Genomic DNA, 26957 nt, shown 5'->3' on the forward strand with positions numbered 1-26957 from the left:
CGTGGCAACCGCGACGGTACAGCTGGAAGCCAGCTGGCTGGCGTCGCTGGGGGAGGAGTTCGGGCAGCCCTACATGCTCCAGCTCAAGGAGTTCCTGCGGCGGGAAAAGCGCGGCGGGGTCAATGTGTTTCCCCCGGGCCCGGAGATTTTCAGCGCTTTTGCCCACACGCCGCTGCCCAAGGTGAAGGTGGTTATCCTCGGCCAGGATCCTTACCACGGTCCCGGCCAGGCCCACGGCCTCTGCTTCTCGGTCCGTCCGGGTGTCCCCATCCCGCCGTCCCTGCAGAATATCTACAAGGAAATCCAGCGGGACCTGGGTATCGCGCCTCCCGGCCACGGTAACCTGGCGACCTGGGCCGACCAGGGCGTACTGCTGCTGAACAGCGTGCTGACGGTAGCCGCCAATCGAGCCGCGTCGCATCGGGGCAAGGGCTGGGAAACCTTCACCGACAGGGTGGTCGAGCTGGTCAATCGCGAGCGGGAAAACGTGGTGTTCATGCTCTGGGGCAGCTATGCCCAGCGCAAGGGGGCGGTGATAGACCCTGGACGCCACTGTGTACTGAAAGCGCCCCATCCCTCACCCCTGAGCGCCCACCGCGGCTTTATCGGCTGCGGGCACTTCAGCGCGGCGAATGCCTATCTGCAGGCGCACGGCCAGGCACCGATCGACTGGGCGCTGCCACCGGCCTAGGACGCTAGCCGAAGGGCACGGGGTAGGGCAGCTGCTGGGTATGGACTGGCTCGGTGCTGTCTGGGGCCAGGTATAAACCTTCTTCCGCGGCGGTCAGAGTGGTGGTGACCAGGGCCAGTGTGATGCCGTCCCCGGTCGCTGCGGCATTCACCACCTGGGCCGCCGGTTGTTCCTTTCCCTGCAGATACAGTGGCTCCCCGGCGCTGGCTGCCGCGCCCGCGGGCAGCTGCACCAGCACCAGGCGGCGCTTGGCCTTGCCCTTGTAGTGCATGCGCGCAATGACCTCCTGGCCCGGATAGCAGCCCTTGCGGAAGTTGATGTGGCCGCTCAGGTCATAGTTGAGCTGTTGCGGCAGCAGTTCGCCGGTCGTTGCTGCAGTGATGCGGGCGATCCCGCGGCGCAGGGTCGCTACTTCCCAGCCTACCTCGCTGGCGTTGGCGGGAAGCGCAGCCTCCAGCTGTTGCAGCAGATCCGGCTGCTCGGCGCGATTGATCCATACCTCGAAGCTTTCACCGCTGCCATCCAGTTGCAGCAGGATGGCGCCGGTCCCGCCGCTCCAGGCGAGATCCGCCGCGGGCACATCGGCGAACAGCTGTCGCAGCGAGGCGGCGACGCCGGGGCCCTGGCAGCCGAGCAGGCGCCATTCGTCGCTGGCCGCACTCAGCGTGACTTTGGAGAACAGGGCGAAACGGCCCAGCGCGGCGAGCGTGCCGTCCAGAATGTCCCGGCGCAGGCGCAGCAGCATTCGCTCCGGGCCCAGCGCCAGGGCGATAAAGTCTGCCAGTACCCGACCCTGTGGATTACAGAACGTACCATAGCTCGCCCTGCCCGGCTCCAGGTGCTTCAGGTCGCAGCTCGCCTGATTGTGCAGGAAGGTGACGGCGTCCCTGCCCGTGACCTCCAGCAGAGCTTCTGCCTGCAGCCAGGTAAGTGTAGGGCCGTTGGCGGTTGAGCTGCGGGTATCGGTGCTGCTTGCTGACACGGTGACGAATGCTCCTCCAGTGGTATTGCGCTGCGCGGCCATTTCGCACTGTGGCCGCCGGAACCGCTATAATAGCTGCTTTTGATGTTCCCGTACCGAATCGGAGCTGCCATGCTGGACACTGAAGAACACAATCGCATGCGCTGGGCCAGCCGCCGCGGCATGCTGGAGCTGGATCTGGTTCTGGAGCCGTTCGTCAACCAGCGGTTTCCGCAGCTGGACGCGGCGGATCGTGAACGCTACCGGCAGTTGATGCTCTCCGAAGACCAGGAGCTGTTCGGCTGGTTCCTGCGCCGGGAGGTCCCCGAGGACCCGGAGCTGGCCGCCATTGTCCGCGTTATCCTCGCCTTCACTCGTCCTGACCTGGACTGATCACCATCCGCGCCCCGCCTGGTGCCTGGCGTGCCTGATACTCCTGATCGCGCTGGCCGAACTGGCCTGGCGTGGTCACGGCCTGTGGGTGCTGCCTGGATTGGTGTTCTGGGTTCCGCTCGCCTGCTGGGGCATGCCTCCCCCACCGTCACCCCAATACCTGTTGCTGGGCCCCCATGGCTGCCTCTTGCGGCAGGGGGCTGCAGCCGATTCCGTCGTCAGCATGGACCTGCTGCCCGGCACGGTGCTGTTGCCTTGGGTGGTGGTGCTGCACTGGCGACCGGTTGCGGGCGGCGGTCGACGCTATCTCTGGCTGTGGTCGGCGGACCTCGGAGAGGACAGCTTCCGGGACCTGCGTCGCTGGTGGCTGGTGGTTGGTCGCAAGCTCGCTTAGCGGATACCGATTCTTGAACCTTGCAGCTTTGGCGGCGCTGTTCTTCTCTGCTTTGGGCGCGGCGACCCTGCTGCCTTTGCAGTCCGAGGCCGTTCTGGCTGGCCTGCTGGCGCAGGGCGAGCAACACCTTGTCCTGCTGCTGGCGGTGGCCACCGCGGGTAACGTCCTGGGTGCGGTCGTCAACTGGTGGCTGGGGCGCTCTATCGAGCACTTCCGCGACCGGCGCTGGTTTCCCGTCAGCGGCGCGGCGCTGGAGCGGGCACAGGCGGGGTACCACCGCTACGGCCGCTGGTCCCTGCTGCTGTCCTGGGCGCCGGTCATCGGCGATCCGTTAACCCTGGTAGCAGGGATCATGAAAGAGCCGTTCTGGAGTTTTCTGGTCCTCGTGACCCTTGCCAAGGGTGGACGGTACCTGGTGTTGACAGCTGTTGTCCTGGGTCTGGCATGGTGGTGAGCCCATGGTATCGATCCTCTTCAGCAGGCCCGCTACAGCTCGCTTCTGCCGTCGGCTGCGCTACGCTTATGGCGAGCTGCCACGCGGTTGACCAGGTACCCGGAGAGAACAGCGACCAATGACCCCGATTTTAACCCATGCAGAACACCTCTTCAGCGCGGAAGCAATGGAGAACCCTTTTTCACTGTTCGCGACCCTGCGTTCCCTGGGGCCCGTATGTCAGTTGGGGGACACCCGTGCGTTTTTTGTCGGAACCCATGCGGCAGTCGAGGAGGTGGTCGTGCGGCAGGACGATTTTTCTGCCAATCTGGAGCGGATGCTGGTGCGTGGCGAGGACGGCGCGCCGCAGATATTCGAGCTGGCCGATGCCGGCCATGCCAGTAATGTGCTGGCCACAGCGGATGAGCCCGATCACGCCGTGCACCGCCGCCTGCTGCTGAAGCCTCTGAAGGCCGCGGCAATTGCTGATCTGCAGCCCGCCATGCGCGCGCTCGCCGCGGAACGGGTGGCGACGCTGGCGGCGGCTGGCGGGGGGGATTTTTGTGCCGCTCTCGCCGAACCTTTACCCGCCTGGGTTGTGGGGAGGCTGCTCGGGCTGGGGGACGATGCGCTGGAAGTGGTTCAGCGCTGGGCGATGATGGGTGGGGACTTCCTCGCCGGCACGCTCGATGCCGCGAGCCTGTCAGCGGTACTGGTGGAAACTGGTCGCCAGCACGCCTACCTGGCAGCGCACCTGGAGGCACACCTGAATGCGGCAGCGGGGACTACCGGGGATTCACTGACCTCGGTGCTGGCCGGCGCTGTCGATGACGGACTGATTTCCCGACAGCAGGCAATCGGTATGCTGGTGATCCTGTTCGGCGCCGCCGGTGAGTCTACTGCCGGGCTACTGGGTTCTGCCGTCCGCCTGCTGGCCGGCGATCTGGATTTACAACAGCGCCTGCGCATGGATCCGAACCTGATCCCCAGATTCGTGGAGGAGGTGGTACGGCTGGAACCCCCCTTCAAGTTCCACTACCGGGTGGTGCGCCGGGCCACGCGGCTCTGTGGTGCCAACCTGCGTCCCGGTGACTTGCTGCTGGTGAGCTGGGCTGCCGCCAACCGGGACCCGGACCAGTGGCGCGATCCCGACAGCCTGCATCTGGACAGAGCGGCCAGTGCACGTCATCTCGGGTTCGGGTACGGGATCCATTTCTGTATAGGCGCGCCACTTGCCAGGATGGAGTTGGGGGCGGTGCTTGCCGAGTTGTTGGCGCGTAGCCGAGGATTCACCCTCGACCCTGCCCGGCCCCCAGCGCACGTGCCGAGTCTGTTTGTGCGTCGTTTGCAGCACCTGTACCTGAGGATGGACTGACGGCTCCGCAGTGAGGATCAGCGTCCGCAGTCGCTGCCCTGCTGGCTTCTGCGCTGCGTTCCCCGCGTCTGTTCAGACTCTTTCCAGCACCACCACCGGGATCTGGCGCTCAGTCTTCGCCTGATAGTCGGTGTAGGGCGCGTAGTAGTCCACCATCAGCTCCCACAAGCGCTGGCGCTCTTCGCCTCCGGCGTCCCGCGCGCGGGCCCGAAAGCTGTCACGGGCGACCTGTACTTCCACCTCCGGGTTGGCCTCCAGGTTCAGGTACCAGGCCGGATGGGCGGGAGCGCCGCCCTTGGAGGCGATGACGCAGTAGCCTCCGTCGCCGGTCGGGCGGTAGATCAGGGGCAAAGTCAGGGACTTGCCCGATTTGCGTCCCGTCGTGGTCAGGAGCAGGGTGGTGAGCATGCCATCGCCGCCCCCCAGGGAGGCATCCCAGTAGTGGCCGGCATCAGGGTCGCGCCGGTAGAGTTCGATGTGTTCCCTGATCCAGTCAGGCAGTGAGGCGGGAATCTGTTCGCTCATGGTGATTGCTCCGGTCAATGGCCATGTTTCAGCATAGCGCGCCAGGCCATAGAAACAAGCAGTGATGTGCTAACTGCGCTCCGGTACCAGTACCGTATCCGCGGCCTCGGGCAGCAGGTTGGGGTAGTCCAGGGTGAAGTGCAGGCCGCGGCTCTCCCGGCGTGCCTGGGCGCAGCGGATCATCAGTTCCGCCACCATGGCCAGGTTGCGCAACTCCAGCAGATCGTTGCTGACCTTGTAATTGCTGTAGTACTCGCTGATTTCCGCCTGCAGCAGCGCAATCCGGTGTTCCGCCCGGGCGAGGCGCTTGTTGGTGCGGACAATGCCGACGTAGTCCCACATGAAGCGGCGCAACTCGTCCCAGTTGTGGGCAATCACCACGTCTTCGTCGGAGTCGGTAACCTGGCTCTCGTCCCAGGCCGCGGCCGGGTGTGGCGCGGGGGCAGTGGCAATGGTGGCGGCGATGGCGGCCGCGGCGGACTGGGCGTAGACAATACACTCCAGCAGCGAGTTGCTGGCCATGCGGTTGGCGCCGTGCAGGCCGGTGCAGGACGTCTCGCCAATCACGTAGAGAGCCTCCACGTCGCTGCGCCCGGCGGTGTCCACCACGACGCCGCCGCAGGTGTAGTGCGCGGCCGGTACTACCGGGATAGGCTCCCGGGCGATGTCGATCCCCAGCTCGCGGCAGCGGGCGCTGATGGTGGGGAAGTGCTCCTCGAGGAACTCTCGCGGTTTGTGGGAAATGTCCAGGTAGACGCAGTCTGCGCCCAGGCGTTTCATCTCGTGGTCAATGGCGCGGGCGACAATATCCCGCGGTGCCAGCTCGCCGCGGGGATCGAATCGGTCCATGAAGCGCCTGCCATCGGGCAACAGCAGCTTGCCGCCCTCGCCGCGGATGGCCTCGGTGATGAGGAAGGACTTTGCCTTGGGATGGTACAGGCAGGTGGGATGAAACTGGTTGAATTCCAGGTTGGCCACCCGGCATCCGGCCCGCCAGGCCATGGCGATGCCGTCGCCGCTGGCACCGTCGGGGTTGCTGGTATAGAGGTAGGCCTTGCTGGCGCCGCCGGTGGCGAGCACCACGGCCTTGGCCTGGAACAGCTCCACCCGGTCGCTGCGGCGGTCGAAGATATAGGCCCCCTCGCAGCGCCCCTCGTGCATGACCAGGTCCACCGCTACCCGATGCGGGAATACCTCGATATTGTCCGCCTCGAGTGCCCGTGCGGTCAGCACCTCGGAAATTGCCTGGCCGGTGCGGTCCGCTGCGTGGATGATGCGGCGGTGGCTATGGCCCCCCTCCATGGCGAGATGGAACTCCCGGGACTCGTTGGGCAGCAGGTCGAAGTCCACTCCCTGTTCCACCAGCCACTCGACACAGGCACGGCTGTTGCTGACGGTAAAGCGCACCGCTTCCTCGTTGCAGAGCCCGGCGCCAGCCACCAGCGTATCGGCAACGTGTGAATCCACGGTATCCTGCGAGTCCAGCACCGCGGCCATGCCCCCCTGTGCCCAGAACGTGGAGCCTTCGTTGAGATCCCCCTTGGACAGTAGCGCAATGCGCAGGTGGCCGGGCAGTCGCAGAGCTGTACTGAGCCCCGCGGCACCGCTGCCGATGATGAGAACGTCATGCTGGAAGGAGTGGCTGGACATGGGATTGGTGCTTGCTGCCTCTGGGTGGTGAAATATATTATGTGTCTCAATAACTTACGTAGCGTAGAGTGCGGCAGGTCACCGGCACGGCGAGTATAAACGAGGTGCCCCGGATTAAGGAAATACAGGATTGCGGAACTTTTGTGGTAACAGGCCCTCATATTGGCTGCGCGGCAGGCGTGTAGGGAGCGGTGTGGCCAGCGGTTATTGCCGGGGCGCCAGGCGGGCAAATCTGTCATGGATCGGGGAAGGAGTCAGGACATGACAGCGGCACCAACGGACCAGCAACTCGTCGCGAGGGTGCAAAAGGGCGATTCCCGAGCCTTTGACATGCTGGTGTTGAAGTACCAGCACAAGATACTGGGTTTGATCAGTCGCTATGTGCACGATTCCGACGAAGTGCAGGATGTCGCCCAGGAGGCCTTTATCAAGGCCTACCGGGCTCTGCCGCGATTTCGCGGGGAGAGCGCGTTCTACACCTGGCTGTACCGGATTGCGATCAACACGGCCAAGAATCACCTGGTCGCGCGCTCCCGGCGCCCGCCCGGCTCGGATGTGGAGGTCAGTGATGCCGAGTACTTCGAGGGCGGCGGTGCACTGCGGGAAATTGAAACCCCCGAGACAGCCCTGTTTGGTGCCGAGCTGAAGCAGGTGGTAGAGCAGGCGATCAGGGAATTACCAGATGATTTGCGTACTGCGGTAACTTTGCGTGAATTTGATGGTCTGAGTTACGAGGACATCGCCGAGATCATGGACTGTCCTGTCGGCACTGTCCGGTCGCGCATTTTTCGCGCCCGGGAGGCCATCGACAAGAAAGTGCGGGAGCAGATCGACGGTGTATAGCGTAAGCACATTCAGCGGCATCAACTTGAACAGAGTGGAACCGGCCATGGCAAAATTTCGCAGCAGCAATCATTCGATGTTCGGGGCGCACAATGGAGGTTTGACACCATGACAGAGCAACTGCGGGAGTCACTCTCTGCCCTCATGGATGATGAGGCCAATGAACTGGAACTGCAGCGCCTGCTGGGGCAGCTTGGGAAGGATGACGAGCTGCGCCAGACCTGGATTCGGTACAACCTGGCGCGCTCGGTCATCTCCGGGCAGCCTGTGGGCCGTCTCAACATGGATATCTCGCAGCGGGTCAGCGCGGCGGTCGCTGCGGATGTCGAACCGGCTCTCGGGTTGTGGCAGCGCCTGAGGCGTCCCGTCGCCAGTTTCGCCGTAGCGGCCTCGGTGACTGCCGTGGTAGTGTTCGGTGGCCAGCAACTCTATCAGGCAGGCGACCCCGATGCCGGTGGCGCAGCCCCCGTGGCGGCCTCCGGCGTTTCCGCGGTCGGTTTCGTCAACAGCCTCGGCGCCGTGCCCCTGCGCGCCAGTTACGGCAACCAGGCGGTGCCCCAGCTTGAACCCGCGGCGCGCACTGCCTACCGTGAACTCGCTCGCCAGCGCATGTACCTGTATATGCAGGAACACGCCGAACACGCGGCGCTCAACTCTCCCCAGGGCCTCATTCCTTTCGCTCGCGTACCCAATATCGAGGAGTGAGTCCACGGTGGTGTTCACTGCGCGATCGCTGTTCCAGGCCCTGGTCGTCAATACCACCATAGTCGCTTGCCTGTTCGGCGCACCGCTGGCGTTTGCCTCGAGCTGCTCCGAAGCGGATGTCGAGGCGCTGGGTTGGCTCGCCAAGATGTCGCGGAGTTACCGCGAGGTTGCCTATCAGGGCGTGGTGACTTTCCAGCGCGGCGATGACCTGCAGGTGATGCAGATCGCGCGCTCAATGGAGGGTGGCCAGAGTCATGAGCTGCTCACCCGCCTTACCGGGCAGGGAGCCAGTGTTGTCCGCCTTGGTCATCCTCTCAACTGTACTCACCCCGGCCAGCAGCTGCTGCTCGGCGAGCTGCAGCAGGTACCGGACTGTGGTCTTGCGAAGTACTACCGGTTTCAGGTCGGCGAGGGCGACCGTATCGCCGGGCGTCAGGGGGTGAGGGTCCAGATCCAGCCCCGGGATGTCTATCGCTTCGGCTATATTCTGGAGCTGGACCGGGAAACCGGCCTGTTGTTGCGAATCAGCACTCTGGGGCGGGGCGACAAGATACTTGAGCGATTCCAGTTTGCCGATCTGCACCTGGGTGAGCCTCTGTCGCCGCAGCGTGATGTGCAGACTGTCCATCCCGCCCGTCACCCGCACCCGGATATCCCCGCCGGCGGGCCGGCGCTCAGTGCCTCCTGGCAGGTGAGCTGGTTGCCCGGCGGTTTTACCCCTACCGATGCTGCGGCCGCGGCCAGCGCCCGTCGCACCTATACCGATGGTCTGGCTGTGTTTTCCGTTTTTCTCGAACAGCTGTCGCGGGAACTCCAGCCCGGCGAGGGAGTGGCCCGCGAGGGCAGCACGACCTCCTACACGCGCGGCATGCGCCTTGCCGGGCAGCCTGTGCTGGTGACGGTGGTGGGTGAGGTGCCGGTGAATACGGCCCGGATGGTGGCCGACTCGGTCAGGATGGTGCACTGATGCCAACCGAGACGGGACGCATAGTCGCCATCGACACGGATAGCCTGTGGGTCGAGACCATCCGCAAGAGCACCTGTGGCGCCTGCTCGGCGCAAAAGGGCTGCGGCCACGGCTTGCTCAACCGGATCCGCGATGGCCAGCGGGGCCTGGTGCGGGTCCTGCCCGGAGCCTATGCCCTGGCGGACTGCAGGATTGACGACGAGGTCAGTATCAGTCTGCCCGACGAGGTGGTACTGCGCGGTTCGCTGATCGTTTATATGCTGCCTCTGGTGACGATGCTCGCCGGAGCGGTGGCTGGCAGCCACTGGCTGTCGTGGTCGCAGGATCTGGCGGCGATAGCGGGTGCCGCTGCCGGGTTCGCGGTCGGCGTCGCACTGGTGCGCTGGCACGCCTGGCGACATCGTGACGATGTCAGTTTGCAGCCGGTTCTGGCTGCCCCGCCCGGGGAGCAGGCGCGAAGCCTGTCTTTGCTGACGGCGCCCTGAACTCACTTTTTTCCAACCCTGAAATGGATTGATTGCATGATTTCAAGCAGAACCTTGCCGACACTGTTGTTTTTCTGCCTCACCCTGATGGCACCCGGACTGGTGGCGCAGGCACTCCCGGAGTTTCGCGAGATCGTCAAGTCGAAGTCGCCAGCGGTGGTCAAGATCATTGTCCAGTATCCGCTGGGCGGGGCTGCCCGCAATCCCCATAATACGGAGGAGATCCCCGAATACCTGCGGCGCTTTTTCGAATTCCGTGGTGAACAGCCCCAGCAGTCACAGCGGCAGCGCATGTCCATGGGCTCCGGGTTCATCATTTCCGGCGACGGCTATATAGTGACCAACAATCACGTGGTCGACGGTGCTGAAAGTGTGCTGGTGCGGATGAGCGACCGCCGGGAGTTCGAGGCCGAAGTGGTCGGTACCGATCCGCGTTCGGACCTGGCCCTGCTCCGGGTCGACGCCAGCGGGCTCCCGTCCCTGCGGCTGGAAAGCGATGACGATCTGGAGGTGGGGGAGTGGGTCCTTGCCATCGGCTCTCCCTTCGGTCTCGACTACTCCGTAACCGCGGGTATTGTCAGCGCCATGGGGCGCAGCCTGCCGACCGAGCAGGGGGAGAATTATGTGCCCTTTGTGCAGACCGACGTCGCCATCAATCCCGGCAACTCGGGAGGCCCCCTGTTCAACCTCGAGGGTGAGGTGGTGGGAGTGAACTCCCAGATATTCACCCGCAGCGGCGGCTCCATCGGGCTGTCCTTTGCAATTCCCGCCAGCGTGGTGCGCAATGTGGTTGCCCAGCTTAAAGACAGCGGCCGGGTCACCCGCGGCTGGCTGGGGGTCACTATCCAGGACGTCGACAAGACGCTGGCGGAGTCTTTTGGCCTCGATCGGCCCCAGGGCGCACTGATTGCGCAGCTTGCCGAGGATGGACCGGCCGCGAAGGCGGGCCTGGAAGCTGGCGATGTGATCCTGCAGTTCGACGGCAAGGACATCCCCACCTCTGCTGAGCTGCCCCATGTGGTCGGCCTGACAGCGCCTGACACGACCGTGCAGGTGGAGATCATGCGTGAGCGCAAACGCAAGACCCTGCGGGTTAAAGTGGGTGGCCTGGAAGCCGATGACAGCTATGCCCTCAGCAGTGACCGGGCCGATGAGGATCGCGGCGGGCGCTTGGGGCTGGTGGTAGAGGAGGCCGGCGCCGATGTCCTGGAGCGCTTTGGCCTCTCCGGTGGCGTACTTGTGCGGCAGGTGTCCCCGGGCTCGGTGGCCGCGGAATCCGGCGTACTGCCGGGCGACATTATCACCATGCTGGGCTCCAGCCCGGTCAAGGATGTGTCGGCGTTTGAGCGCGCGGTAGCGCGCCTGTCTGCCGGCGATTCTGTTCCCCTGCGCCTGATCCGCCGCGGCTCGCCACTGTTTATCGGGCTCAAGCTGCGCGACTGACCCTCGCTCGCCGCCCCTGCCGTCCGCCCAGCGCGGCGGCATGGCGGCAGGGAGTCCATTGGGGTACAATCGCGCGTCTTTTCGCCAGCGCCCATGACCCCAACCGAGCCCAATTGAGTGAGTGACTTAAGCCACATCCGCAATTTTTCCATTATCGCGCACATTGATCACGGCAAATCGACCCTCGCGGACCGTTTTATCCAGCACTGCGGGGGCTTGAGTGAGCGCGAGATGGCCGAGCAGGTGCTCGACTCGATGGATATCGAGCGTGAGCGGGGCATCACCATCAAGGCACAGAGCGTCACCCTCAACTACAGTGCGCGCAACGGCAAGGTCTACCAGCTCAACTTCATCGATACGCCGGGTCACGTCGACTTCTCCTACGAAGTGTCGCGATCCCTGTCTGCGTGCGAGGGTGCCCTGCTGGTAGTGGATGCCGGCCAGGGCGTGGAAGCCCAATCGGTCGCCAACTGCTACACGGCCATCGAGCAGGGGCTGGAAGTCCTCCCTATCCTCAACAAGATGGACCTGCCGCAGGCAGACCCCGACAAGGTCAAGCGGGAAATCGAGGAGATCATTGGCATTGATGCGACTGAGGCGTGTCTGGTCAGCGCCAAGTCGGGCATGGGGATTGAGGATGCGCTGGAGTACCTGGTGGAGAATATTCCGCCCCCTGAAGGCGACATCAACGCACCTCTGCAGGCCCTGATCATAGACTCCTGGTTTGACAACTACCTGGGCGTGGTATCGCTGGTGCGGGTCAAGCAGGGGGTGCTGCGCAAGCGCGAGAAATTCATCACCAAGTCCACGGGGCGGGTGCACCAGATCGACAGCGTCGGGATCTTTACTCCCAAGCGGCTCGAGACCGGTGAGCTGAAGGCCGGTGAGGTGGGTTTCGTGGTGGCCGGCATCAAGGACATCCACGGTGCGCCAGTAGGCGACACGCTGGTCAATGCCCAGCACCCTGAGGTGCCCTCGCTACCGGGGTTCAAGCAGGTCAAGCCCCAGGTCTACGCGGGCATCTTCACGATCTCGACCGATGACTATGAGGATTTCCGCGACGCGCTGTCCAAGCTGACGCTCAACGATGCCTCCCTGTTCTACGAGCCCGAGACTTCGGATGCTCTTGGTTTTGGCTTCCGTTGCGGCTTTCTCGGCATGCTCCACATGGAGATCATCCAGGAGCGGCTGGAGCGGGAGTACAATCTCGACCTGATTACCACTGCGCCCACGGTAATCTACGAGGTGGTGAAGAAGAACGGTGATATCGTCTATGTCGACAATCCCTCCAAACTGCCCGATCCGGGTGAAATCGACGAGATGCGCGAGCCCATTGCGCGCTGCAACATCCTTGTTCCCCAGGACTATCTGGGCAATGTCATAACCCTCTGCGTCGAAAAGCGCGGCATGCAGAAGGATATGCTGTTTCTGGGCAGCCAGGTCTCCGTGATCTACGATATTCCATTGGCGGAGGTCGTGCTCGACTTCTTCGACCGGTTGAAGTCGGTCAGCCGCGGTTATGCGTCCCTGGATTACAGTTTCGACCGTTTTGAGCCTGCCAGCCTGTCACGCCTGGATGTGATGATTAATGGCGAGCGGGTGGACGCGCTGGCAGTCATCGTGCATCGCGAACACATCATGCACCGGGGGCGGGTGCTGACCGAAAAAATGAAAGACTTGATCCCGCGGCAGATGTTTGATGTCGCAATCCAGGCAGCAGTAGGTGGCAAGGTTGTGGCTCGCCAGACAGTGAAGGCGCTGCGCAAGAATGTGACGGCAAAGTGCTATGGCGGCGATGCCAGCCGCAAGAAAAAGCTGCTGGAAAAACAGAAAGCAGGCAAGAAACGCATGAAGCAGGTCGGCAATGTGGAAATTCCCCAGTCGGCTTTCCTCGCAGTGCTCAAGGTGGATGGATAAGCCCCTATGACAATTGATTTTCCTCTTATTCTGGTAGTGCTGGTATTCGGCAGCGGCGGTATCTGGCTGGTCGATGCCCTGTTCATGGCGCCGCGTCGGCGCAGTGCCCGGGAAGCCCTGCAGCTCGAATACCCCGGGTGGTCCCGCGATGGCAGCAAGGATGCGGCGGCCTACCAGGCGAAGGTGCGCGCCACGGCCGCTGAGCCCACCTTGGTGGAGTATTCGCGGTCGTTCTTCCCGGTGCTGTTTGTCGTCTTCGTGTTGCGCTCTTTCCTGGTCGAGCCATTCCAGATCCCGTCTTCTTCCATGGTTCCAACGCTGGAAGTCGGCGACTATATTCTGGTCAACAAATTTACCTATGGCATCCGCTTGCCGGTGGTACGGACCAAGGTTTTGGACATAAACGAACCCCGGCGCGGCGACGTCATGGTGTTCTTTCCCCCGCATATGAACGACACCTATTACATCAAGCGCGTAGTCGGATTGCCGGGGGATACAGTCAGTTACCGGGATAAGCGCCTGTTCGTGAACGGGGAACCCGTGCCCACCGAACCACTAGCCGTGGTGCCCCAGGGGCAGGCGCGGATGGAGATTGCCACGGAAACCCTGGGCGACCAGCCGCACCTCATGCAGGACGACCGGATGCGTCCGGGGCGCGATTTCACTCTGGTCGTGGAACAGGGCCACTACTTCATGATGGGCGACAACCGGGATAACAGCAGTGACAGCAGGGTATGGGGTCAGGTGCCGGAAAGGGATATAGTAGGCAAGGCGTTCGCTATCTGGATGCACTGGGATTCGCTGTTCAGCATTCCCAGTTTCAGTCGCGCCGGCGCCATAAAATGAGCAGAATCCAAGCTTTGGGGGTGCGCAGTATGAAATTGCGGCAACAGCAGTCAGGCATGTCTCTTCCGGGGATGCTCACCATCGCCATCATGGTAGGGTTCTTTGTCATGTGCGGCCTCAAGATGGGCCCGAGCTACTTCGAGTATCTCACCGTCCGCGATGTGGTTGACCGGGTCGCCGCCGAATATGATCCCGCTACCGACAGCATCGCGGACGTCCGGCGAAGCCTGTCCAATCTCTTCAACACCAACCAGATATACGGGCTCAAGCCCAGTGATATCGAGGTCTTCCGCAAGGATGGCAAAACCTATATCGACGCCAACTACGAGGCGCGGGTGAAACTGTTCGGCAAAATCGATGCGGTAATAAGGTTCGATGACCTGGAGCGGGAAGCTGGCGTTCGCCGCTCGTCCTGATGCTGCATGGATAAGCTTCGTCGCCTGCAGCGGGTGCTGGGGTATGAATTCAATGACCCCGCCCTGTTGCAGCTGGCACTGACGCATCGCAGTGCGTCCGGTAGCAACAACGAACGCCTTGAGTTTCTCGGTGACTCCATTGTCAACCATGTGATCGCCGAGGCGCTGTACCAGAAGTTTCCCCGGGCCCGGGAGGGCGATCTCAGTCGTATGCGCGCGGCCCTGGTCAGGGGCGATACTCTGGCGGAGCTGGGTCGCGAACTGGGCCTGGGCGAGTTTGTCCGGCTCGGCCAGGGCGAGCGCAAGAGCGGGGGGCACCGCAGGGGCTCCATTCTAGCGGATGCCCTGGAGGCCGTTGCCGGCGCGATCCTCCTGGACAGCGGAACCGCTCGTTGTCGCGACTGCCTGTTGCGCTGGTTTCACGACCGGCTGGAGGGGCTGGAGATGGCGGCCGCGGGCAAGGATGCCAAGACGCGTTTGCAGGAGTACTTGCAGGGCCGCGGGCGTCCCCTGCCGCTCTACGAGTTACTCGCGGTTGAAGGCGAGGACCACCAACAACTGTTCCGTATCGAGTGCCGCCTGGCGCAGCCCGAGTGGACCTTCGAAGGTGCTGGTCGCAGCCGACAGAAGGCGGAACAGGCTGCCGCCGAAGCGGCACTGGAGGCAATTGCCAATGGCCAATGAGCCGGAAACACCGCAGCGCTGCGGTTACGTTGCCATCGTCGGTCGACCCAATGTCGGCAAATCGACCCTGCTCAACCATTTGCTGGGCCAGAAGATCAGTATCACTTCCCGTAAACCCCAGACTACCCGTCACCAGGTGCTGGGTATCAAGACCGAGGCTGGTTGCCAGATTATCTTCGTTGATACCCCTGGATTGCACCGCGCCGAACCACGCGCCATCAACCGTTTCATGAACCGGGCCGCCAGCAGCGCAATCCGCGATGTCGATGTCATCGTCATGGTCGTGGATCGCACCGCCTGGACGGATGAGGATGAAATGGTGCTGCAGCGGGTGGCCCAGGCCGGCGTGCCCACCCTGCTGGTGGTGAACAAGGTCGACCTGCTGGAGGACAAGAGCGTTCTGCTGCCGCAGTTGCAGCAGCTGGCCGAGCGGGCACCCTTTGCCAGCATCATCCCGCTCTCTGCCCTGCGCGGCCAGAACCTGGATGCTCTGGAGAAGGAAATCCGCCAGCGCCTGCCCGAGGCCGGCCACTTCTTCCCCGAAGACCAGATCACCGACCGCAGTCAGCGCTTCCTGGCGGCGGAGATTGTGCGCGAGAAAATCATGCGCCAGCTCGGTGACGAGTTGCCTTACGCTGTGACGGTGGAAATCGAGGATTTCAGCCAGGAAGAGGCCATACTCAACATATCCGCGCTGATCCTGGTCGAGCGCGATGGCCAGAAGCGTATCCTGATCGGGGAGAAGGGCAGCCGCCTGCGCTCAATTGGTACCGATGCCCGCCGCGATATGGAGCGGTTGTTTGAGAGCAAGGTCATGCTGCGGCTCTGGGTCAAGGTGAAGTCCGGTTGGTCTGATGACGAGCGTGCGCTGCGCAGTCTCGGTTACGATGATCGCTGAGCGCCCGCGAGCTGCCCATGCGCGTCAACCTCCAGCCCGCCTACCTGCTCCACGGTCGCCCCTACCGGGACACCAGCTTGCTGCTGGAAGTGTTCACCGCTGAACACGGGCGCTTGAGCCTGGTGGGCAAGGGCGCCCGCCGGCGCAGTCGCGGCGGTACCCAGGCGTCCCTGCTGCAGCCCTTTCGACCGCTGCTGGTCAGTTTCGCCGGACGCGCGGAGATGAAGCAGCTGGTGGCTGTGGAAGCGGCCGGCAGTGCGCCTCTGCTGCAGGCGGAGCGTTTGTTCACCGGGCTTTATCTTAACGAACTTCTGGTGCGGCTGCTGCAGCGCCAGGATCCCCAGCCACAACTGTTTGCCCTCTATGGCGAGACCCTGTTGCAATTGGCAGCCGGTAATGCCGGCGACGCCTGCCTGCGCAGGTTCGAATTCAGCCTGCTGGAAGCTCTGGGCTACCACTTTGATCCTGCAGTGGACGGCTACAGCGGGGAGCCCGTGGTGGCCGAAGGCTGGTATCAATACCAGCTGGAGTTCGGGCTGGTCGCCTGCGCTCGTCATGCGGGCTCCCCCGCGGTCCTGTTTTCGGGGCGCGACCTGTTGGCTATCGCCGAAGGCCGCTACGATGGCGAACAGGCGGTGGCAGCAAAACGCCTGCTCCGCCAGGCCCTCGCCGGTCATCTGGGTGAGCGACCGCTGCACAGCCGCGAACTGTTTCGTCAGTTCCGGGGCCGGAGCCAGCAACAGTGATCGCCCTGGGTACGGATATTCTGGAGGTGGCCCGGGTCGAAGCGGTAGTGAGGCGACTGGGGGACAGGTTCGTGCGTCGCATCCTGACCCTGGCGGAGCAGGGGGAGTACGCTGCCAGCCAGCAGTCGGTGCGCCTGCTGGCGAAGCGATTCGCCGCCAAGGAGGCGGTGGCCAAGGCCCTGGGTACCGGAATCGGACGCGGCGTCAGCTGGCAGGATATCGAGGTGCGGCACGATGCCCACGGCGCGCCCCTGGTGCACCTGTCCGGTGGCGCGGCAGAGGTCGCACAACGCCGCGGAGGTTCCGCTGTCCTGCTGTCGCTGGCTGACGAGCAGGCCTATGTGGTTGCCTTTGCCGCCCTGAAATGACCGGAGGCATGCCCGTGCCGGTGAAAATCGCTATACTGCCCCGCCCGGCGGGATGTGGAGAGCTATGTTTGAATATCCAACCATCGAAGCCTGCATCGGCAATACCCCACTGGTGCGCCTGCAGCGCCTGCCAGGAGCGACCCCCAATACACTGTTGGCCAAGCTCGAGGGCACCAATCCCGCGGGTTCGGTAAAGGACCGGCCAGCACTGAGCATGATCGCGGAGGCCGAGCTCCGCGGTGACATCAGTCCCGGGGATACCCTGATCGAGGCCACCAGCGGCAACACCGGCATCGCCCTGGCCATGGTCGCCGCCATGCGCGGCTATCGCCTGATCCTCATCATGCCCTCGCACATGAGCGCGGAACGCAAGCAGGCGATGTCCGCCTACGGTGCGGAGCTGGTCGAGGTGACCCAGGCCGAGGGCATGGAGGGCGCACGCGATCTGGCCCTGCAGATGCAGGCCGAGGGCAAGGGCCGGGTGCTGGACCAGTTTGGCAATCCGGACAACCCGCTGGCCCACTTTCGCGGTACAGGTCCGGAGATCTGGCGGCAGACCCGCGGCACGATCACCCATTTCGTCGCCTCCATGGGTACCACCGGCACCATCATGGGTGTATCGGCTTTCCTCAAGCAGCAGAATCCCGAGATCCAGATTGTCGGCCTGCAGCCGCTGGAGGGCTCCAGTATCCCGGGTATCCGGCGCTGGCCGCCCGCCTACCTGCCGGCGATTTTTGACGCCGCCCGGGTCGACCGGGTAATCGATATTTCCCAGGCCGAGTCGGAGCACCATATGCGCCTGATGGCACGGGAGGAGGGCATTTTCTGTGGCGTGTCCTCAGGCGGCGCAATCGCCGCTGCGCTGAAGCTGTCGGCAGAAGTCAGCAATGCAGTGATCGTCGCCATCATCTGTGATCGCGGCGATCGCTACTTGTCCACGGGTGTGTTCGCCAACCCCTGAGCGGAGCCGGATCATGGTCCGAGTACGGGAACAATCGCATCTCACGGATTCCGGGGAGATCGACCTTGAGCGCTGGCTGGAACAGCTGCCGGTCCTGCACCATCCGCATGAACTCGAGTTGCTCCTCAGGGCCTGCGCGCTGGCCCGGGAAGCCTGCAGCGGGACCGGTCGGGACGTGCCCGACTGGGCGCACGAATCCAATTGTTTTGCCACCGGGCTTGATATGGCCCAGATCCTCTCTGAGTTGCACGTGGGTACCGAGTGCCTGGTGGCGGGCATTCTCTATCGCGCGGTACGCGAGGAAAGGGTGAGCCTGGAAGCAGTGGGGGCGCAGTTTGGAGCGGGAGTCCAGAACCTGATCAGCGGCGTGCTGCGCATGGCGGCGATCAGCGATCTCAAGACCCAGGTTGACTCGCCGGTGCTGGGCCAGGCCCACGGCCAGCAGGATAATATCCGCAAGATGCTGGTCGCGCTGGTGGACGATGTGCGGGTGGCACTGATCAAGCTGGCGGAACGCACCTGCGCCATTCGCGCGGTCAAGAACGATGAGGAGCGGCGCTGGCCCATCGCTCGCGAGGTGTTCGATGTCTATGCCCCGCTGGCCCACAGGCTCGGTATCGGGCACCTGAAATGGGAGCTGGAGGATCTTTCCTTCCGCTATATCTACAGCGATGCCTATCGCAAGATCGCCCGGCTGCTCGACGGCAAGCGGCTGGAACGGGATCGCTTTATCGCTCGTGTCACCGAGGAGCTGACCCGGGTCCTGGAGCAGGCCGGGCTGCAGTTCAATATCAGCGGTCGGGCGAAACACATCTACAGCATCTGGCGCAAGATGCAGCGCAAGGGTATCGGTTTCTCCCAGGTGTACGATATCCGCGCGGTGCGGATTCTGGTGCCGGAGGTGAAAGACTGCTATGCGACCCTGGGGCTGGTGCACGGTCTTTGGCGCAATATCCCCAATGAGTTCGATGATTACATCGCCAACCCCAAGGAGAACGGCTACCGTTCTCTGCACACGGCGGTGATCGGGCCGGAAGGCAAGATTCTGGAAGTCCAGATTCGCACCAGCCAGATGCATGAGGAGGCGGAGCTTGGAGTCTGCGCGCACTGGCGCTACAAGGGGTCGGATTCCGGCGGCGGCATGGCCAGCAGCTATGAAGAGAAGATTGCCTGGCTGCGGCAGGTACTGGACTGGCATGAAGAGACCGGCGATAGCGGGGACGTTGCCGAGCAGTTCAGCTTTGATCTGGCCCAGGATCGGGTCTACGTTTTTACCCCCAACGGCGATGTCGTGAACCTCGCTCAGGGGGCCACGCCACTCGACTTTGCCTACCACGTGCACACGGAGGTGGGCCACCGCTGCCGCGGTGCCAAGGTCAACGGCGTGATTGTTCCCCTGACCTACACCCTGAAGACCGGCGAGCGAGTGGAAATCCTGACCAGCAAGCAGGGCAATCCCAAGCGCGACTGGCTGCAGTCAGGTCTCGGATACCTGCATACGTCGCGGGCCCGGGCCAAGGTGCAGCATTGGTTCAAGGCCCAGGCGCGCGAGGACAATATCGACGCCGGCCGCCACCTCCTGGAGAGGGAGTTCCGTCGCCTGGCCCTGACCAGCGTCGACTACAGGCGTGTTGCCGACAAGGTCAATATGGCAACGGTGGAGGACATGTACGCGGCAGTTGGCGCCGGCGACCTGAGCTCCGCCACCGTACTCAACGCCGCCCAGTCACTGGTGGAGAAACGCCCCGAGCCGCAGCTGCAGGTGGCGAAACCCGGCAGTGGCCCGGTTTCCCGCAGCCAGATCAAGGTCCAGGGCGTCGGCAATCTGCTCACCCATATGGCGGGCTGCTGCAAGCCCTTGCCCGGCGACGCCATCGTTGGCTTTATCACCCAGATCCGCGGTGTCAGTATTCATCGCAGCGACTGCGCGCGGCTGCTGAAACTGCAGGAGACCGCACCGGAGAGAGTGATCGAGGTGGCCTGGGGCGAATCGCCGCGGGAAAACTACGAGGTGGATGTTGCCATCGAAGCCTATGACCGACAGGGCCTGCTGCGCGATATTACCGGTCTGTTCGCCAATGCGCGTATCAACGTGCTTTCCATCAATACCCAGACCAACAAGAAGCGACACACGGCGACCATGCGCCTCACCGTGGAGGTGCCTGACCTGGGTGCGCTGTCAAAACTGCTGGAACGCATTGATCGCTTGAGTAACGTTATCTCCGTTGCCCGGGTGTCGGAATAGGAATGTTGAGGTGAACCAGGGACATTACACCGTGAACGACCTGCTGCGTGTCATGCAGCGTCTCCGTGATCCCGAAGGCGGTTGTCCCTGGGATCTGAAGCAGAATTTCCGCAGCATTGTGCCTTCGACTCTGGAAGAGTGTTATGAACTGGCGGAAGCCATCGAACACGGGGACTATCCGCATGTTGCCGAGGAGCTTGGCGATGTCCTGTTCCAGGTTGTCTTTTATGCCCGGTTGGGTGAGGAACAGGGCGTGTTTTCCTTTCCGGAAATTGTTCATACCCTGGTCGACAAGCTGTTACGGCGACACCCACACGTGTTCGCAAACGGGAAGATTGAGGGCATTGTCGACGTCTCGGTGGATGTGGTCGAGGTAAAGCGATCCTGGGAGGCTATCAAGCGTGAGGAGCGTGCGGCACGCGCCCAAGGCGGTGTATTGGATGATGTCCCGGTGGCATTGCCGGCACTGCCGCGGGCGCAAAAACTGCAAAAACGCGCAGCCCTGGTTGGTTTCGACTGGGCCGATGCCACGGCGGTGCTGGCGAAACTGGATGAAGAACGGGGCGAACTGGAGGAGGCGATGAAGTCCGGTACGCAATCCGCTGTCGCAGATGAAATGGGTGACTTGCTGTTTACCTGTGTCAACCTTGCCAGGCAACTGGGTCTGGATGCGGAGGCCACCTTGCGCCAGGCATCAGCGAAGTTTGAGCAACGGTTTCGCGCCATGGAAGTATCTGCCGCCGGTGCCGGCAAGGCAGACCTCGCGTCGTTGACCGCGGCCGAACTCGACGCACTCTGGCGCAGCGCAAAAGCGTCCCGATGAGCCTCGACTGGCACATTCCCGCCCCTCGGGCCGGGGCTTGTGCAATGTCCTGCCCCTGTGTATGGTTACCTCCCTCCGATTATCCGGCAGCGCAAATCACCTGCAATTACCATTGCGACGGCCGCCCTATATACATTGAGGATTCACCTGAATGCGATTGATACTTCTTGGCGCTCCCGGCGCTGGCAAAGGCACACAGGCCAAGTTCATCACGGAAAAACTCGGCATTCCCCAGATCTCCACCGGCGATATGCTGAGGGCGGCTGTGAAGGCTGAGACCGAACTCGGCCTGGCTGCAAAGCAGGTGATGGATGCCGGCGGACTTGTTTCCGATGACATTATTATTGGTCTGGTCAAGGAACGTATCAAGCAGCCCGATTGCGCAGGGGGTTTCCTGTTCGACGGTTTCCCGCGCACGATTCCACAGGCGGAGGCGATGGTCGCCGCAGGCGTGGACATCGATCACGTGGTTGAAATTGCTGTCGATGACGAGGAAATTGTCGCGCGCTTGAGTGGTCGTCGCGTACATCCAGGTTCCGGTCGCGTCTATCATATCCAGCATAATCCGCCGAAGCAGGAAGGTCGCGACGATGAAACGGGCGAGGCGCTGGTGCAGAGAGACGATGACAAGGAAGACACCGTACGCAAGCGTCTTGATGTTTATCAACAGCAAACACGTCCGCTGGTGAATTTTTATCAGTCGATGTCCGGCGATGGCGCGCCCGCCTGTCATCGAGTGGAGGGCGTTGGTAGTGTCGAAGATATTCGCCGGAAAGTTTTTGCCGTACTGGGCGTATAGGCTGTAAATAAAGCTGTTTTTAGCAATCCCGGGCGAACGGATTCGCCCGGCCTCCGGAAAAATTTCCCCGTCGGTCTTGGCAAAACTTTTTTTCTGCGCTTTTCCTTACTCTCCGCATTACAAAAACTCTGTTGTAAGCTCTTGAGAATGTTGTTATTTTCTTTTCCGTGGTTTGAAAATATAACGTTTGGAGAGTGAAAATTATGGCAACAGCCAAAGGCAAGGCGACAAGAAAAACGGCCGCACGCAAAGCGCCGGCAAAAAAGGCGCCGCGCAAGCAGGCGACTTCCGCTGCGGCCAGAAAGGCGTCGGTAGTTTCAACTGCGGAGAAAAAGTCCCGTGAAGCCCTGGCGAAACTGCAAGCTACAGTTGCGGCGGAAAAGAAAGCCTTGGCCGACGCACGCGCGCGGGTAAAAGCAGCGCGGGCGAAAGCGGATGAGCGAGCGAAGAAGGCAGCTGCCAATGCCGTTGCGCGCTCCAACGCTCGTTTGGAAACCGCGCAAGGCAAGCTGCGGGAAACGCGTCAACGAGTGAAAGAAATCGTCGAGGATGCGAAGCTCGTTGCCAAACAGCTCGCTGCGCAGGAACGGATCCTGGAGAAGAAGGCAGAATTGGCTGCCAAAGCGGAAATCGACAAGGCCAGGGCCCTGGCCAAACACGCGAAGAAATGGACCAAGCAGCGCGCCAAGGCTGATGCTGCAAAAATCACGGCGCTGGAAAAGAAAGTGTTGGCCCAGCTGCGTGCGGCGGAGAAAAAGGCCGAGGCCGCCGCCAAGAGCGCTTTCAAGAAAGCCAGGGCGGGACGCAAGTCACTCACCAATGCCGCGGATTCCCTGGCGGATTCCGTAACTCCGGCGGCGGCTGCGCCCAAGCGTAAAACCAAAGCCAGGACAGCAGGCAAGGCCGCAACCAGGAAAGCCGCGCCGAAAAAAGCAAAGGCTGCTGCCAAGAAAGCCGCACCGAAGAAAGCCGCACCGAAGAAAGCCAAGGCAGCACCCAGGAAAGCCAAGGCTGCGGCCGGCAAGGCCAGGGCCAAAGCGGCGCCGAAAAAGACCCGGGCAAAGGCCGCGCCAGCCAGCGCCTGAGGTCACTCGCCAGTTCCGAAACCCGTGCCAGGTGACTGGTGCGGGTTTTTTTATGCTGTTGGTCCTGTCATACCAGGCCCTGGGAAGTGTTGTAATTCTCGAAGGCATTGCCAGCATGCGCAAATTCCACCGCGGTACAATTCAGCCCAGCATGCCAGCCGCGCACTGAACGCCCACCCCCTTCCAGATACTTTGGCAGGCTCGCCAGGCAGCGCCGGCGCAGCAGTGTGTGCAGGTAGTGCTGTCGCCCGTCCGAGGTGGCGTAGACGAGGTCGCAGTGGCTTGGCTGCGCGAGCAGCGCCTGGTACAAGCGTGGAGCGAGGTCCGCTGGCAGATGGGGCGTATCGCAGGGCACCACCAGCAGAAACTCTTGCGAGTGGTCCGGCGGCAGTGCCTCCAGCCCGGCCAGCGGCCCCTGATATCCCTGCAGGCGGTCGCTGAACACTGCATCGGCATAGTTGGCATAGGCTTCAAGGTGGCGGTTGCAACTGATCTGCAGGTGGCAGGTCTGGGGGCGCAAGCGTTCACTGACCCAGGCGATCAGCGGTCTGCCCTGCAGTAGGAGCAGGCCTTTGTCCCTGCCGCCCGTGCGGCTCCCGGCGCCACCTGCGAGAATTAGCCCGCTGAGCTGCGTCCCCATTTGTATACGCCCCCCCCGTTTTTTGTCCCTGGTTGCGGTTCTTGCCGGCGCCCGGCTGTGGGATAATCCCTGCCTTGGCACCGGCGTTGCCCCTGCGTTCGGTAAATGCCGCAGACATTCCTGATTTCGGATTCTATGACAAGCATCCTGGCAGTTGATACATCAACCGAAGCCTGTTCCGTCGCGCTATACCGGGACGGCGAGGTGACTGCGCGTCACGAAATTGCCCCCCGGCGTCACAACCAGCTCCTGCTGGGAATGTTGCGCGAGCTGATGCCGGCAGGACCAGGGGGTCTGGACGCCGTTGCCTATGGCTGTGGGCCGGGGTCGTTCACCGGCCTGCGCATCGCGGCCAGCGCGGTACAGGGGCTTTGTTTTGCCGCCGGCCTGCCGGCCCTGCCGGTGTCCACCCTGGCCTGCCAGGTGTATGCCGCGGTGCGGCTCGGGCATGCGGTTGAGGGCGATTTGGTGCTCAGCACGCTGGACGCACATATTGGTGAGCTGTACTGGGCGCTGTACAGGATTGCCGACGGGCAGGTCGAGGAACTCGTAGGCGCCCAGGTGGACAAGCCCGCAGCGCTGGCTGTGGCGGGCAGTGATGCCCTTGTCGCGCTGGGCGGCGGGCTGCATTACCGGGATGCGATGCCTGCGTCTGTCAGCGCGCGTTTCCGTTCTGCTTGCCCCGAACTGCTGCCCAGCGCTCTGGACCTGCTGCCGGCAGCCTGTCGCGCATGGCAGGCAGGGGTCAGGCAGAGTGCGGAGCAGGTTTGCCCCGTGTATGTCCGCGACGAGATCAGCTGGAAAAAGCTGGCGGAGCAGGGGCCACGGTCATGAGTGAATGGTTGCAGGCGATAGTACTGGCCCTGGTGCAGGGCATCACCGAGTTTCTACCGATATCGAGCTCGGCACACCTGGTTCTGCCGGCCCTGCTGTTCGGTTGGGAGGACCAGGGCCTGGCCTTTGACGTCGCGGTGCATGTGGGTACCCTGCTGGCGGTCGTGCTGTACTACCGCCGTGAGCTGCTGCAGATGACAGTGAGCTGTTTCGGCCTGCTGCGGGGGCAGCCGGTCAACGACGATGTTCGCCTGGTCGGGTACCTGGCTCTGGCAACTGTGCCGGTCTGTGTGGTCGGATTCCTGGCGGACGCGTTCATCGAGAGTCGACTTCGTACCTTGCCGGTGATTGCCACCACGACGCTGGTTTTCGGTCTGCTGCTGGGGCTGGCGGATTGGCGGGCGCGCCGAAGCGCCGGCGGGAGGCCGCTGGTCGCTGTGGTGGCCCTGGTGATCGGCCTGGCACAGGCCCTGGCGCCCGTGCCGGGTGTGTCCCGCTCCGGCATTACCATTACCGCGGGTCTGCTGCTCGGACTGGACCGGGCCACGGCGGCCCGCTTCGCCTTCCTGCTGTCGATTCCCGTCATTGCCGGTGCCGGCTTGCTGAAAGGACTGCAGCTGGCGCAGCAAAGCGCGCCCGTGGACTGGCTGTTGCTGGCCGTGTCGGCGCTGGTGGCGGCAGTGACGGCCTATGCCTGTATCAGCCTGTTCCTGCGCCTGCTTGAGCGCCTGGGCCTGATGCCCTTTGTGTATTACCGTATTGCGCTCGCTGGCCTGCTCTATGCGCTCTGGCTGGTCTGATGTTCGCGTTGCCGCCCGTTGTTTCTCTGGATTCGAGGTTGTTTAGCCCATGACACCGCAACAGTTCAACAGTGATCTTCTGGCGTTTCTCACCGAAGCGACCACCCCCTTTCACGCCGTGGCGGCGCTGGTCGCCAGACTGGAGGCCGCTGGGTTCGCCCGGCTGCCGGCGGCGGGGGATTGGAACCTGCAGCCCGGGCAGCGCTGCTACCTGACTCGCAACGACAGCTCGCTGTTGGCGTTCACCGTGGGTACCGAGTCCGCAGCGGAGACCGGAATGCGCATGGTTGGCGCCCACACCGACAGCCCCTGCCTGATGGTCAAGCCTGCGCCAGAAAAGCAGCGCTCGGGCTACTTTCAGCTCGGGGTGGAAGTGTATGGCGGCGTGCTCCTGAATCCCTGGTTCGACCGCGACCTGTCCCTTGCGGGGCGGGTAAGCTACGCCGACCGGGACGGCCGGCTGCACACCGGGCTGGTGGATTTCCGCCGTCCGCTGGCGGTTATTCCCAGTCTCGCCATTCACCTGGATCGTGAGGCGAACCAGTCCCGCAGTATCAACCCCCAGACCGATATTCTGCCGGTGCTGGCCTTGCAGGCCGATGCCGCGGTGCCCGATTTCCGCGACCTCCTGCGCCAGCGCCTGCTGGAAGAGCACCCGCACTGCGGCGCCGACAGGGTGCTGGACTACGAACTCAGCTTTTACGACACTCAGCCCCCGGCTCTGGTGGGGCTGCGGGAAGAATTCGTTGCTTCCGCCCGTCTCGACAATCTGCTGAGCTGCTTTACCGGCTTGCAGGCGCTGTTGCAGGGCGACGGCCGGCAGAGCTGCCTGCTGGTCTGCAACGATCACGAGGAAGTGGGCAGCCTGTCCAGCTCCGGAGCCCAGGGCCCAATGCTGCTGTCGACCCTGCGCCGTATTGCCGGTACCGAGGAACGTCTCGGCCAGTTGGTGCAGAACTCGATGATGATTTCCGCGGACAATGCCCATGGCATCCACCCCAACTACGCGGACAAGCACGACGACAATCACGGGCCGAGGCTCAACGCCGGCCCGGTAATCAAGATCAACGCCAACCAGCGCTATGCGACCAACGCGGAAACCTCGGGTCTCTACCGCCTGCTGGCGGCGCAGGAGCAGGTGCCAGTGCAGAGCTTTGTGGTGCGCACCGACATGGCCTGCGGCAGCACGATTGGCCCAATTACGGCCGGCGGCACGGGCATCCGCACCCTGGATATCGGCGTGCCGACCTTCGCCATGCATTCCATTCGCGAGCTGGCTGGCAGCGAGGACGCCTGCAACCTGGCGCGGGTACTGCGCCGTTTCTACAACCATCCCGGCTCGCTGACACCAGGCTGAGTCTTGGCGGATTCGGGCTGGAAATAGCCAGCGGCGCGCTGAAGCGCTAGAATCGCGGGCTTTTATCAGATCGGGACACCCATGAGCAAACAACGCGTTCTCACCGGCATCACCACTACCGGCACGCCCCACCTGGGCAATTTTGTCGGCGCGATACGTCCTGCGATAGCAGCGTCCAACGCCGCCGACACCGAGTCATTCCTGTTTATGGCGGACTACCATGCCCTGATCAAGTGCCAGGATCCGGCCCTCGTCCGCCAGTCCAGCAAGGAAATTGCCGCGACCTGGCTGGCGCTGGGGCTGGACACCGAGCGCGCGGTGTTCTACCGCCAGTCCGATATCCCGGAAATCACCGAGTTGACCTGGATCCTCTGCTGCAATGCCGCCAAGGGTCTGATGAATCGCGCTCACGCCTACAAGGCTGCAGTGCAGGCCAACGAGGAGGCGGGTGAGGACCCGGACTTCGGCGTCACCATGGGCCTGTTCAGCTATCCGATGCTGATGGCGGCTGACATCCTCATGTTTGGTGCGCACAAGGTCCCGGTCGGTCGCGACCAGATCCAGCATTTGGAAATGGCCCGGGACATCGCCCAGCGCTTCAACCACAATTTCGCGCCGTTATTCACCCTGCCGGAGGCCGAGGTGGAGGATCACGTGGCGGTGTTGCAGGGGC

At 63.0% G+C, this 26957-nt stretch carries 30 protein-coding genes; 26 read left to right on the top strand and 4 right to left on the bottom strand.

The genetic code is table 11. From position 1 onward, the window contains the following. The first annotated feature begins 1 nt into the window (after position 1). Positions 2 to 691, top strand: a complete 690-nt coding sequence (gene ung, locus RJQ10_RS17730; protein ID WP_350148714.1) for a uracil-DNA glycosylase — start codon at positions 2 to 4, stop codon at positions 689 to 691. 4 nt (positions 692 to 695) lie between these two features. On the opposite strand, the gene ygfZ is transcribed toward ung, so the two are convergent. Beyond that, a complete protein-coding gene (gene ygfZ / locus RJQ10_RS17735) occupies positions 696 to 1673 on the bottom strand; it encodes a CAF17-like 4Fe-4S cluster assembly/insertion protein YgfZ (RefSeq protein ID WP_350148715.1) in 978 nt (325 codons plus the stop codon). Between the two features lie 111 nt (positions 1674 to 1784). On the opposite strand from ygfZ, the gene RJQ10_RS17740 reads away from it, so the two are divergent. The 4 genes from RJQ10_RS17740 to RJQ10_RS17755 all read left to right on the top strand — a co-directional run bounded on the left by RJQ10_RS17740 (position 1785) and on the right by RJQ10_RS17755 (position 4247). Then, on the top strand, positions 1785 to 2045 hold the full coding sequence (locus RJQ10_RS17740; RefSeq protein ID WP_350148716.1) for an FAD assembly factor SdhE: 261 nt from the start codon (positions 1785 to 1787) through the stop codon (positions 2043 to 2045). Beyond that, the gene (locus tag RJQ10_RS17745) at positions 2002 to 2439 is read left to right on the top strand and encodes a protein YgfX (RefSeq protein WP_350148717.1); all 438 of its coding nucleotides are present in this window, start codon (positions 2002 to 2004) and stop codon (positions 2437 to 2439) included. The genes RJQ10_RS17740 and RJQ10_RS17745 overlap by 44 nt, the downstream gene beginning before the upstream one ends. 13 nt (positions 2440 to 2452) lie before the next feature. Continuing rightward, positions 2453 to 2893, top strand: coding sequence for a YqaA family protein (locus RJQ10_RS17750; RefSeq protein ID WP_350148718.1), 441 nt, complete (start codon positions 2453 to 2455; stop codon positions 2891 to 2893). Between the two features lie 118 nt (positions 2894 to 3011). Continuing rightward, a complete protein-coding gene (locus tag RJQ10_RS17755) occupies positions 3012 to 4247 on the top strand; it encodes a cytochrome P450 (RefSeq protein ID WP_350148719.1) in 1236 nt (411 codons plus the stop codon). A 72-nt stretch (positions 4248 to 4319) separates the two neighbouring features. Here RJQ10_RS17755 and RJQ10_RS17760 read toward each other — a convergent pair whose 3' ends face one another. Together RJQ10_RS17760 and nadB are read right to left on the bottom strand one after the other, a co-directional pair. Continuing rightward, a complete protein-coding gene (locus RJQ10_RS17760) occupies positions 4320 to 4772 on the bottom strand; it encodes a nitroreductase family deazaflavin-dependent oxidoreductase (protein WP_350148720.1) in 453 nt (150 codons plus the stop codon). 69 nt (positions 4773 to 4841) lie between these two features. Further along, on the bottom strand, positions 4842 to 6422 hold the full coding sequence (gene nadB, locus RJQ10_RS17765; RefSeq protein ID WP_350148721.1) for an L-aspartate oxidase: 1581 nt from the start codon (positions 6420 to 6422) through the stop codon (positions 4842 to 4844). 261 nt (positions 6423 to 6683) lie between these two features. Here nadB and rpoE point away from each other — a divergent pair, with 261 nt between their 5' ends. The 17 genes from rpoE (at position 6684) to RJQ10_RS17850 (ending at position 22653) form a co-directional block, all read left to right on the top strand. Next, positions 6684 to 7265 carry an RNA polymerase sigma factor RpoE gene (gene rpoE / locus RJQ10_RS17770; RefSeq protein ID WP_350148722.1) on the top strand — a complete coding sequence of 194 codons (582 nt, stop codon included), beginning with the start codon at positions 6684 to 6686 and terminating at the stop codon, positions 7263 to 7265. Positions 7266 to 7373: 108 nt separating this feature from the next. Further along, entirely contained in the window at positions 7374 to 7970 is a 597-nt protein-coding gene (locus RJQ10_RS17775; RefSeq protein WP_350148723.1) for a sigma-E factor negative regulatory protein, read from the top strand. Positions 7971 to 7977: 7 nt separating this feature from the next. Next, on the top strand, positions 7978 to 8937 hold the full coding sequence (locus RJQ10_RS17780) for a MucB/RseB C-terminal domain-containing protein (RefSeq protein WP_350148724.1): 960 nt from the start codon (positions 7978 to 7980) through the stop codon (positions 8935 to 8937). Then, positions 8937 to 9422 carry a SoxR reducing system RseC family protein gene (locus RJQ10_RS17785; protein ID WP_350148725.1) on the top strand — a complete coding sequence of 162 codons (486 nt, stop codon included), beginning with the start codon at positions 8937 to 8939 and terminating at the stop codon, positions 9420 to 9422. Before RJQ10_RS17780 ends, RJQ10_RS17785 begins: the two co-directional genes overlap by 1 nt. 36 nt (positions 9423 to 9458) lie before the next feature. Continuing rightward, positions 9459 to 10865, top strand: coding sequence for a DegQ family serine endoprotease (locus RJQ10_RS17790; RefSeq protein ID WP_350148726.1), 1407 nt, complete (start codon positions 9459 to 9461; stop codon positions 10863 to 10865). Positions 10866 to 10982: 117 nt separating this feature from the next. Continuing rightward, positions 10983 to 12782, top strand: a complete 1800-nt coding sequence (gene lepA, locus RJQ10_RS17795; protein ID WP_350148727.1) for a translation elongation factor 4 — start codon at positions 10983 to 10985, stop codon at positions 12780 to 12782. Between the two features lie 6 nt (positions 12783 to 12788). After that, on the top strand, positions 12789 to 13628 hold the full coding sequence (lepB, locus tag RJQ10_RS17800; RefSeq protein ID WP_350148728.1) for a signal peptidase I: 840 nt from the start codon (positions 12789 to 12791) through the stop codon (positions 13626 to 13628). Between the two features lie 56 nt (positions 13629 to 13684). Then, the gene (locus RJQ10_RS17805) at positions 13685 to 14044 is read left to right on the top strand and encodes a DUF4845 domain-containing protein (protein ID WP_350148729.1); all 360 of its coding nucleotides are present in this window, start codon (positions 13685 to 13687) and stop codon (positions 14042 to 14044) included. 6 nt (positions 14045 to 14050) lie between these two features. Further along, complete coding sequence (gene rnc, locus RJQ10_RS17810; RefSeq protein ID WP_350148730.1) at positions 14051 to 14728, top strand: ribonuclease III; 678 nt, start codon at positions 14051 to 14053, stop codon at positions 14726 to 14728. Next, positions 14718 to 15626: a GTPase Era gene (era, locus tag RJQ10_RS17815; RefSeq protein WP_350148731.1), complete on the top strand. Its 909-nt coding sequence runs from the start codon at positions 14718 to 14720 to the stop codon at positions 15624 to 15626. Before rnc ends, era begins: the two co-directional genes overlap by 11 nt. Positions 15627 to 15643: 17 nt before the next feature. Then, entirely contained in the window at positions 15644 to 16372 is a 729-nt protein-coding gene (gene recO / locus RJQ10_RS17820) for a DNA repair protein RecO (RefSeq protein ID WP_350148732.1), read from the top strand. Next, positions 16369 to 16740, top strand: coding sequence for a holo-ACP synthase (gene acpS / locus RJQ10_RS17825; protein WP_350148733.1), 372 nt, complete (start codon positions 16369 to 16371; stop codon positions 16738 to 16740). Before recO ends, acpS begins: the two co-directional genes overlap by 4 nt. A gap of 64 nt (positions 16741 to 16804) precedes the next feature. Further along, positions 16805 to 17701 carry a cysteine synthase CysM gene (cysM, locus tag RJQ10_RS17830; RefSeq protein ID WP_350148734.1) on the top strand — a complete coding sequence of 299 codons (897 nt, stop codon included), beginning with the start codon at positions 16805 to 16807 and terminating at the stop codon, positions 17699 to 17701. Between the two features lie 13 nt (positions 17702 to 17714). Beyond that, positions 17715 to 19946: a GTP diphosphokinase gene (relA, locus tag RJQ10_RS17835; RefSeq protein ID WP_350148735.1), complete on the top strand. Its 2232-nt coding sequence runs from the start codon at positions 17715 to 17717 to the stop codon at positions 19944 to 19946. A gap of 10 nt (positions 19947 to 19956) precedes the next feature. Further along, positions 19957 to 20769 carry a nucleoside triphosphate pyrophosphohydrolase gene (mazG, locus tag RJQ10_RS17840; protein ID WP_350148736.1) on the top strand — a complete coding sequence of 271 codons (813 nt, stop codon included), beginning with the start codon at positions 19957 to 19959 and terminating at the stop codon, positions 20767 to 20769. 151 nt (positions 20770 to 20920) lie between these two features. After that, on the top strand, positions 20921 to 21568 hold the full coding sequence (gene adk / locus RJQ10_RS17845; protein WP_350148737.1) for an adenylate kinase: 648 nt from the start codon (positions 20921 to 20923) through the stop codon (positions 21566 to 21568). A gap of 203 nt (positions 21569 to 21771) precedes the next feature. Continuing rightward, a complete protein-coding gene (locus RJQ10_RS17850; protein WP_350148738.1) occupies positions 21772 to 22653 on the top strand; it encodes a hypothetical protein in 882 nt (293 codons plus the stop codon). 67 nt (positions 22654 to 22720) lie between these two features. Here RJQ10_RS17850 and mobA read toward each other — a convergent pair whose 3' ends face one another. Then, complete coding sequence (mobA, locus tag RJQ10_RS17855) at positions 22721 to 23293, bottom strand: molybdenum cofactor guanylyltransferase MobA (protein ID WP_350148739.1); 573 nt, start codon at positions 23291 to 23293, stop codon at positions 22721 to 22723. A 135-nt stretch (positions 23294 to 23428) separates the two neighbouring features. Here mobA and tsaB point away from each other — a divergent pair, with 135 nt between their 5' ends. The 4 genes from tsaB to trpS form a co-directional block, all read left to right on the top strand. Beyond that, a complete protein-coding gene (gene tsaB, locus RJQ10_RS17860; RefSeq protein WP_350148740.1) occupies positions 23429 to 24127 on the top strand; it encodes a tRNA (adenosine(37)-N6)-threonylcarbamoyltransferase complex dimerization subunit type 1 TsaB in 699 nt (232 codons plus the stop codon). Then, positions 24124 to 24927, top strand: a complete 804-nt coding sequence (locus tag RJQ10_RS17865) for an undecaprenyl-diphosphate phosphatase (protein ID WP_350148741.1) — start codon at positions 24124 to 24126, stop codon at positions 24925 to 24927. The genes tsaB and RJQ10_RS17865 overlap by 4 nt, the downstream gene beginning before the upstream one ends. 49 nt (positions 24928 to 24976) lie before the next feature. Next, positions 24977 to 26284 carry a M18 family aminopeptidase gene (locus RJQ10_RS17870; protein ID WP_350148742.1) on the top strand — a complete coding sequence of 436 codons (1308 nt, stop codon included), beginning with the start codon at positions 24977 to 24979 and terminating at the stop codon, positions 26282 to 26284. An 81-nt stretch (positions 26285 to 26365) separates the two neighbouring features. Then, positions 26366 to 26957 (top strand): tryptophan--tRNA ligase (gene trpS / locus RJQ10_RS17875; protein ID WP_350148743.1); only part of this gene is annotated, 592 nt, incomplete at its 3' end.

Source organism: Haliea sp. (assembly GCF_040222615.1).
Taxonomy (GTDB): Bacteria; Pseudomonadota; Gammaproteobacteria; order Pseudomonadales; family Halieaceae; genus Haliea.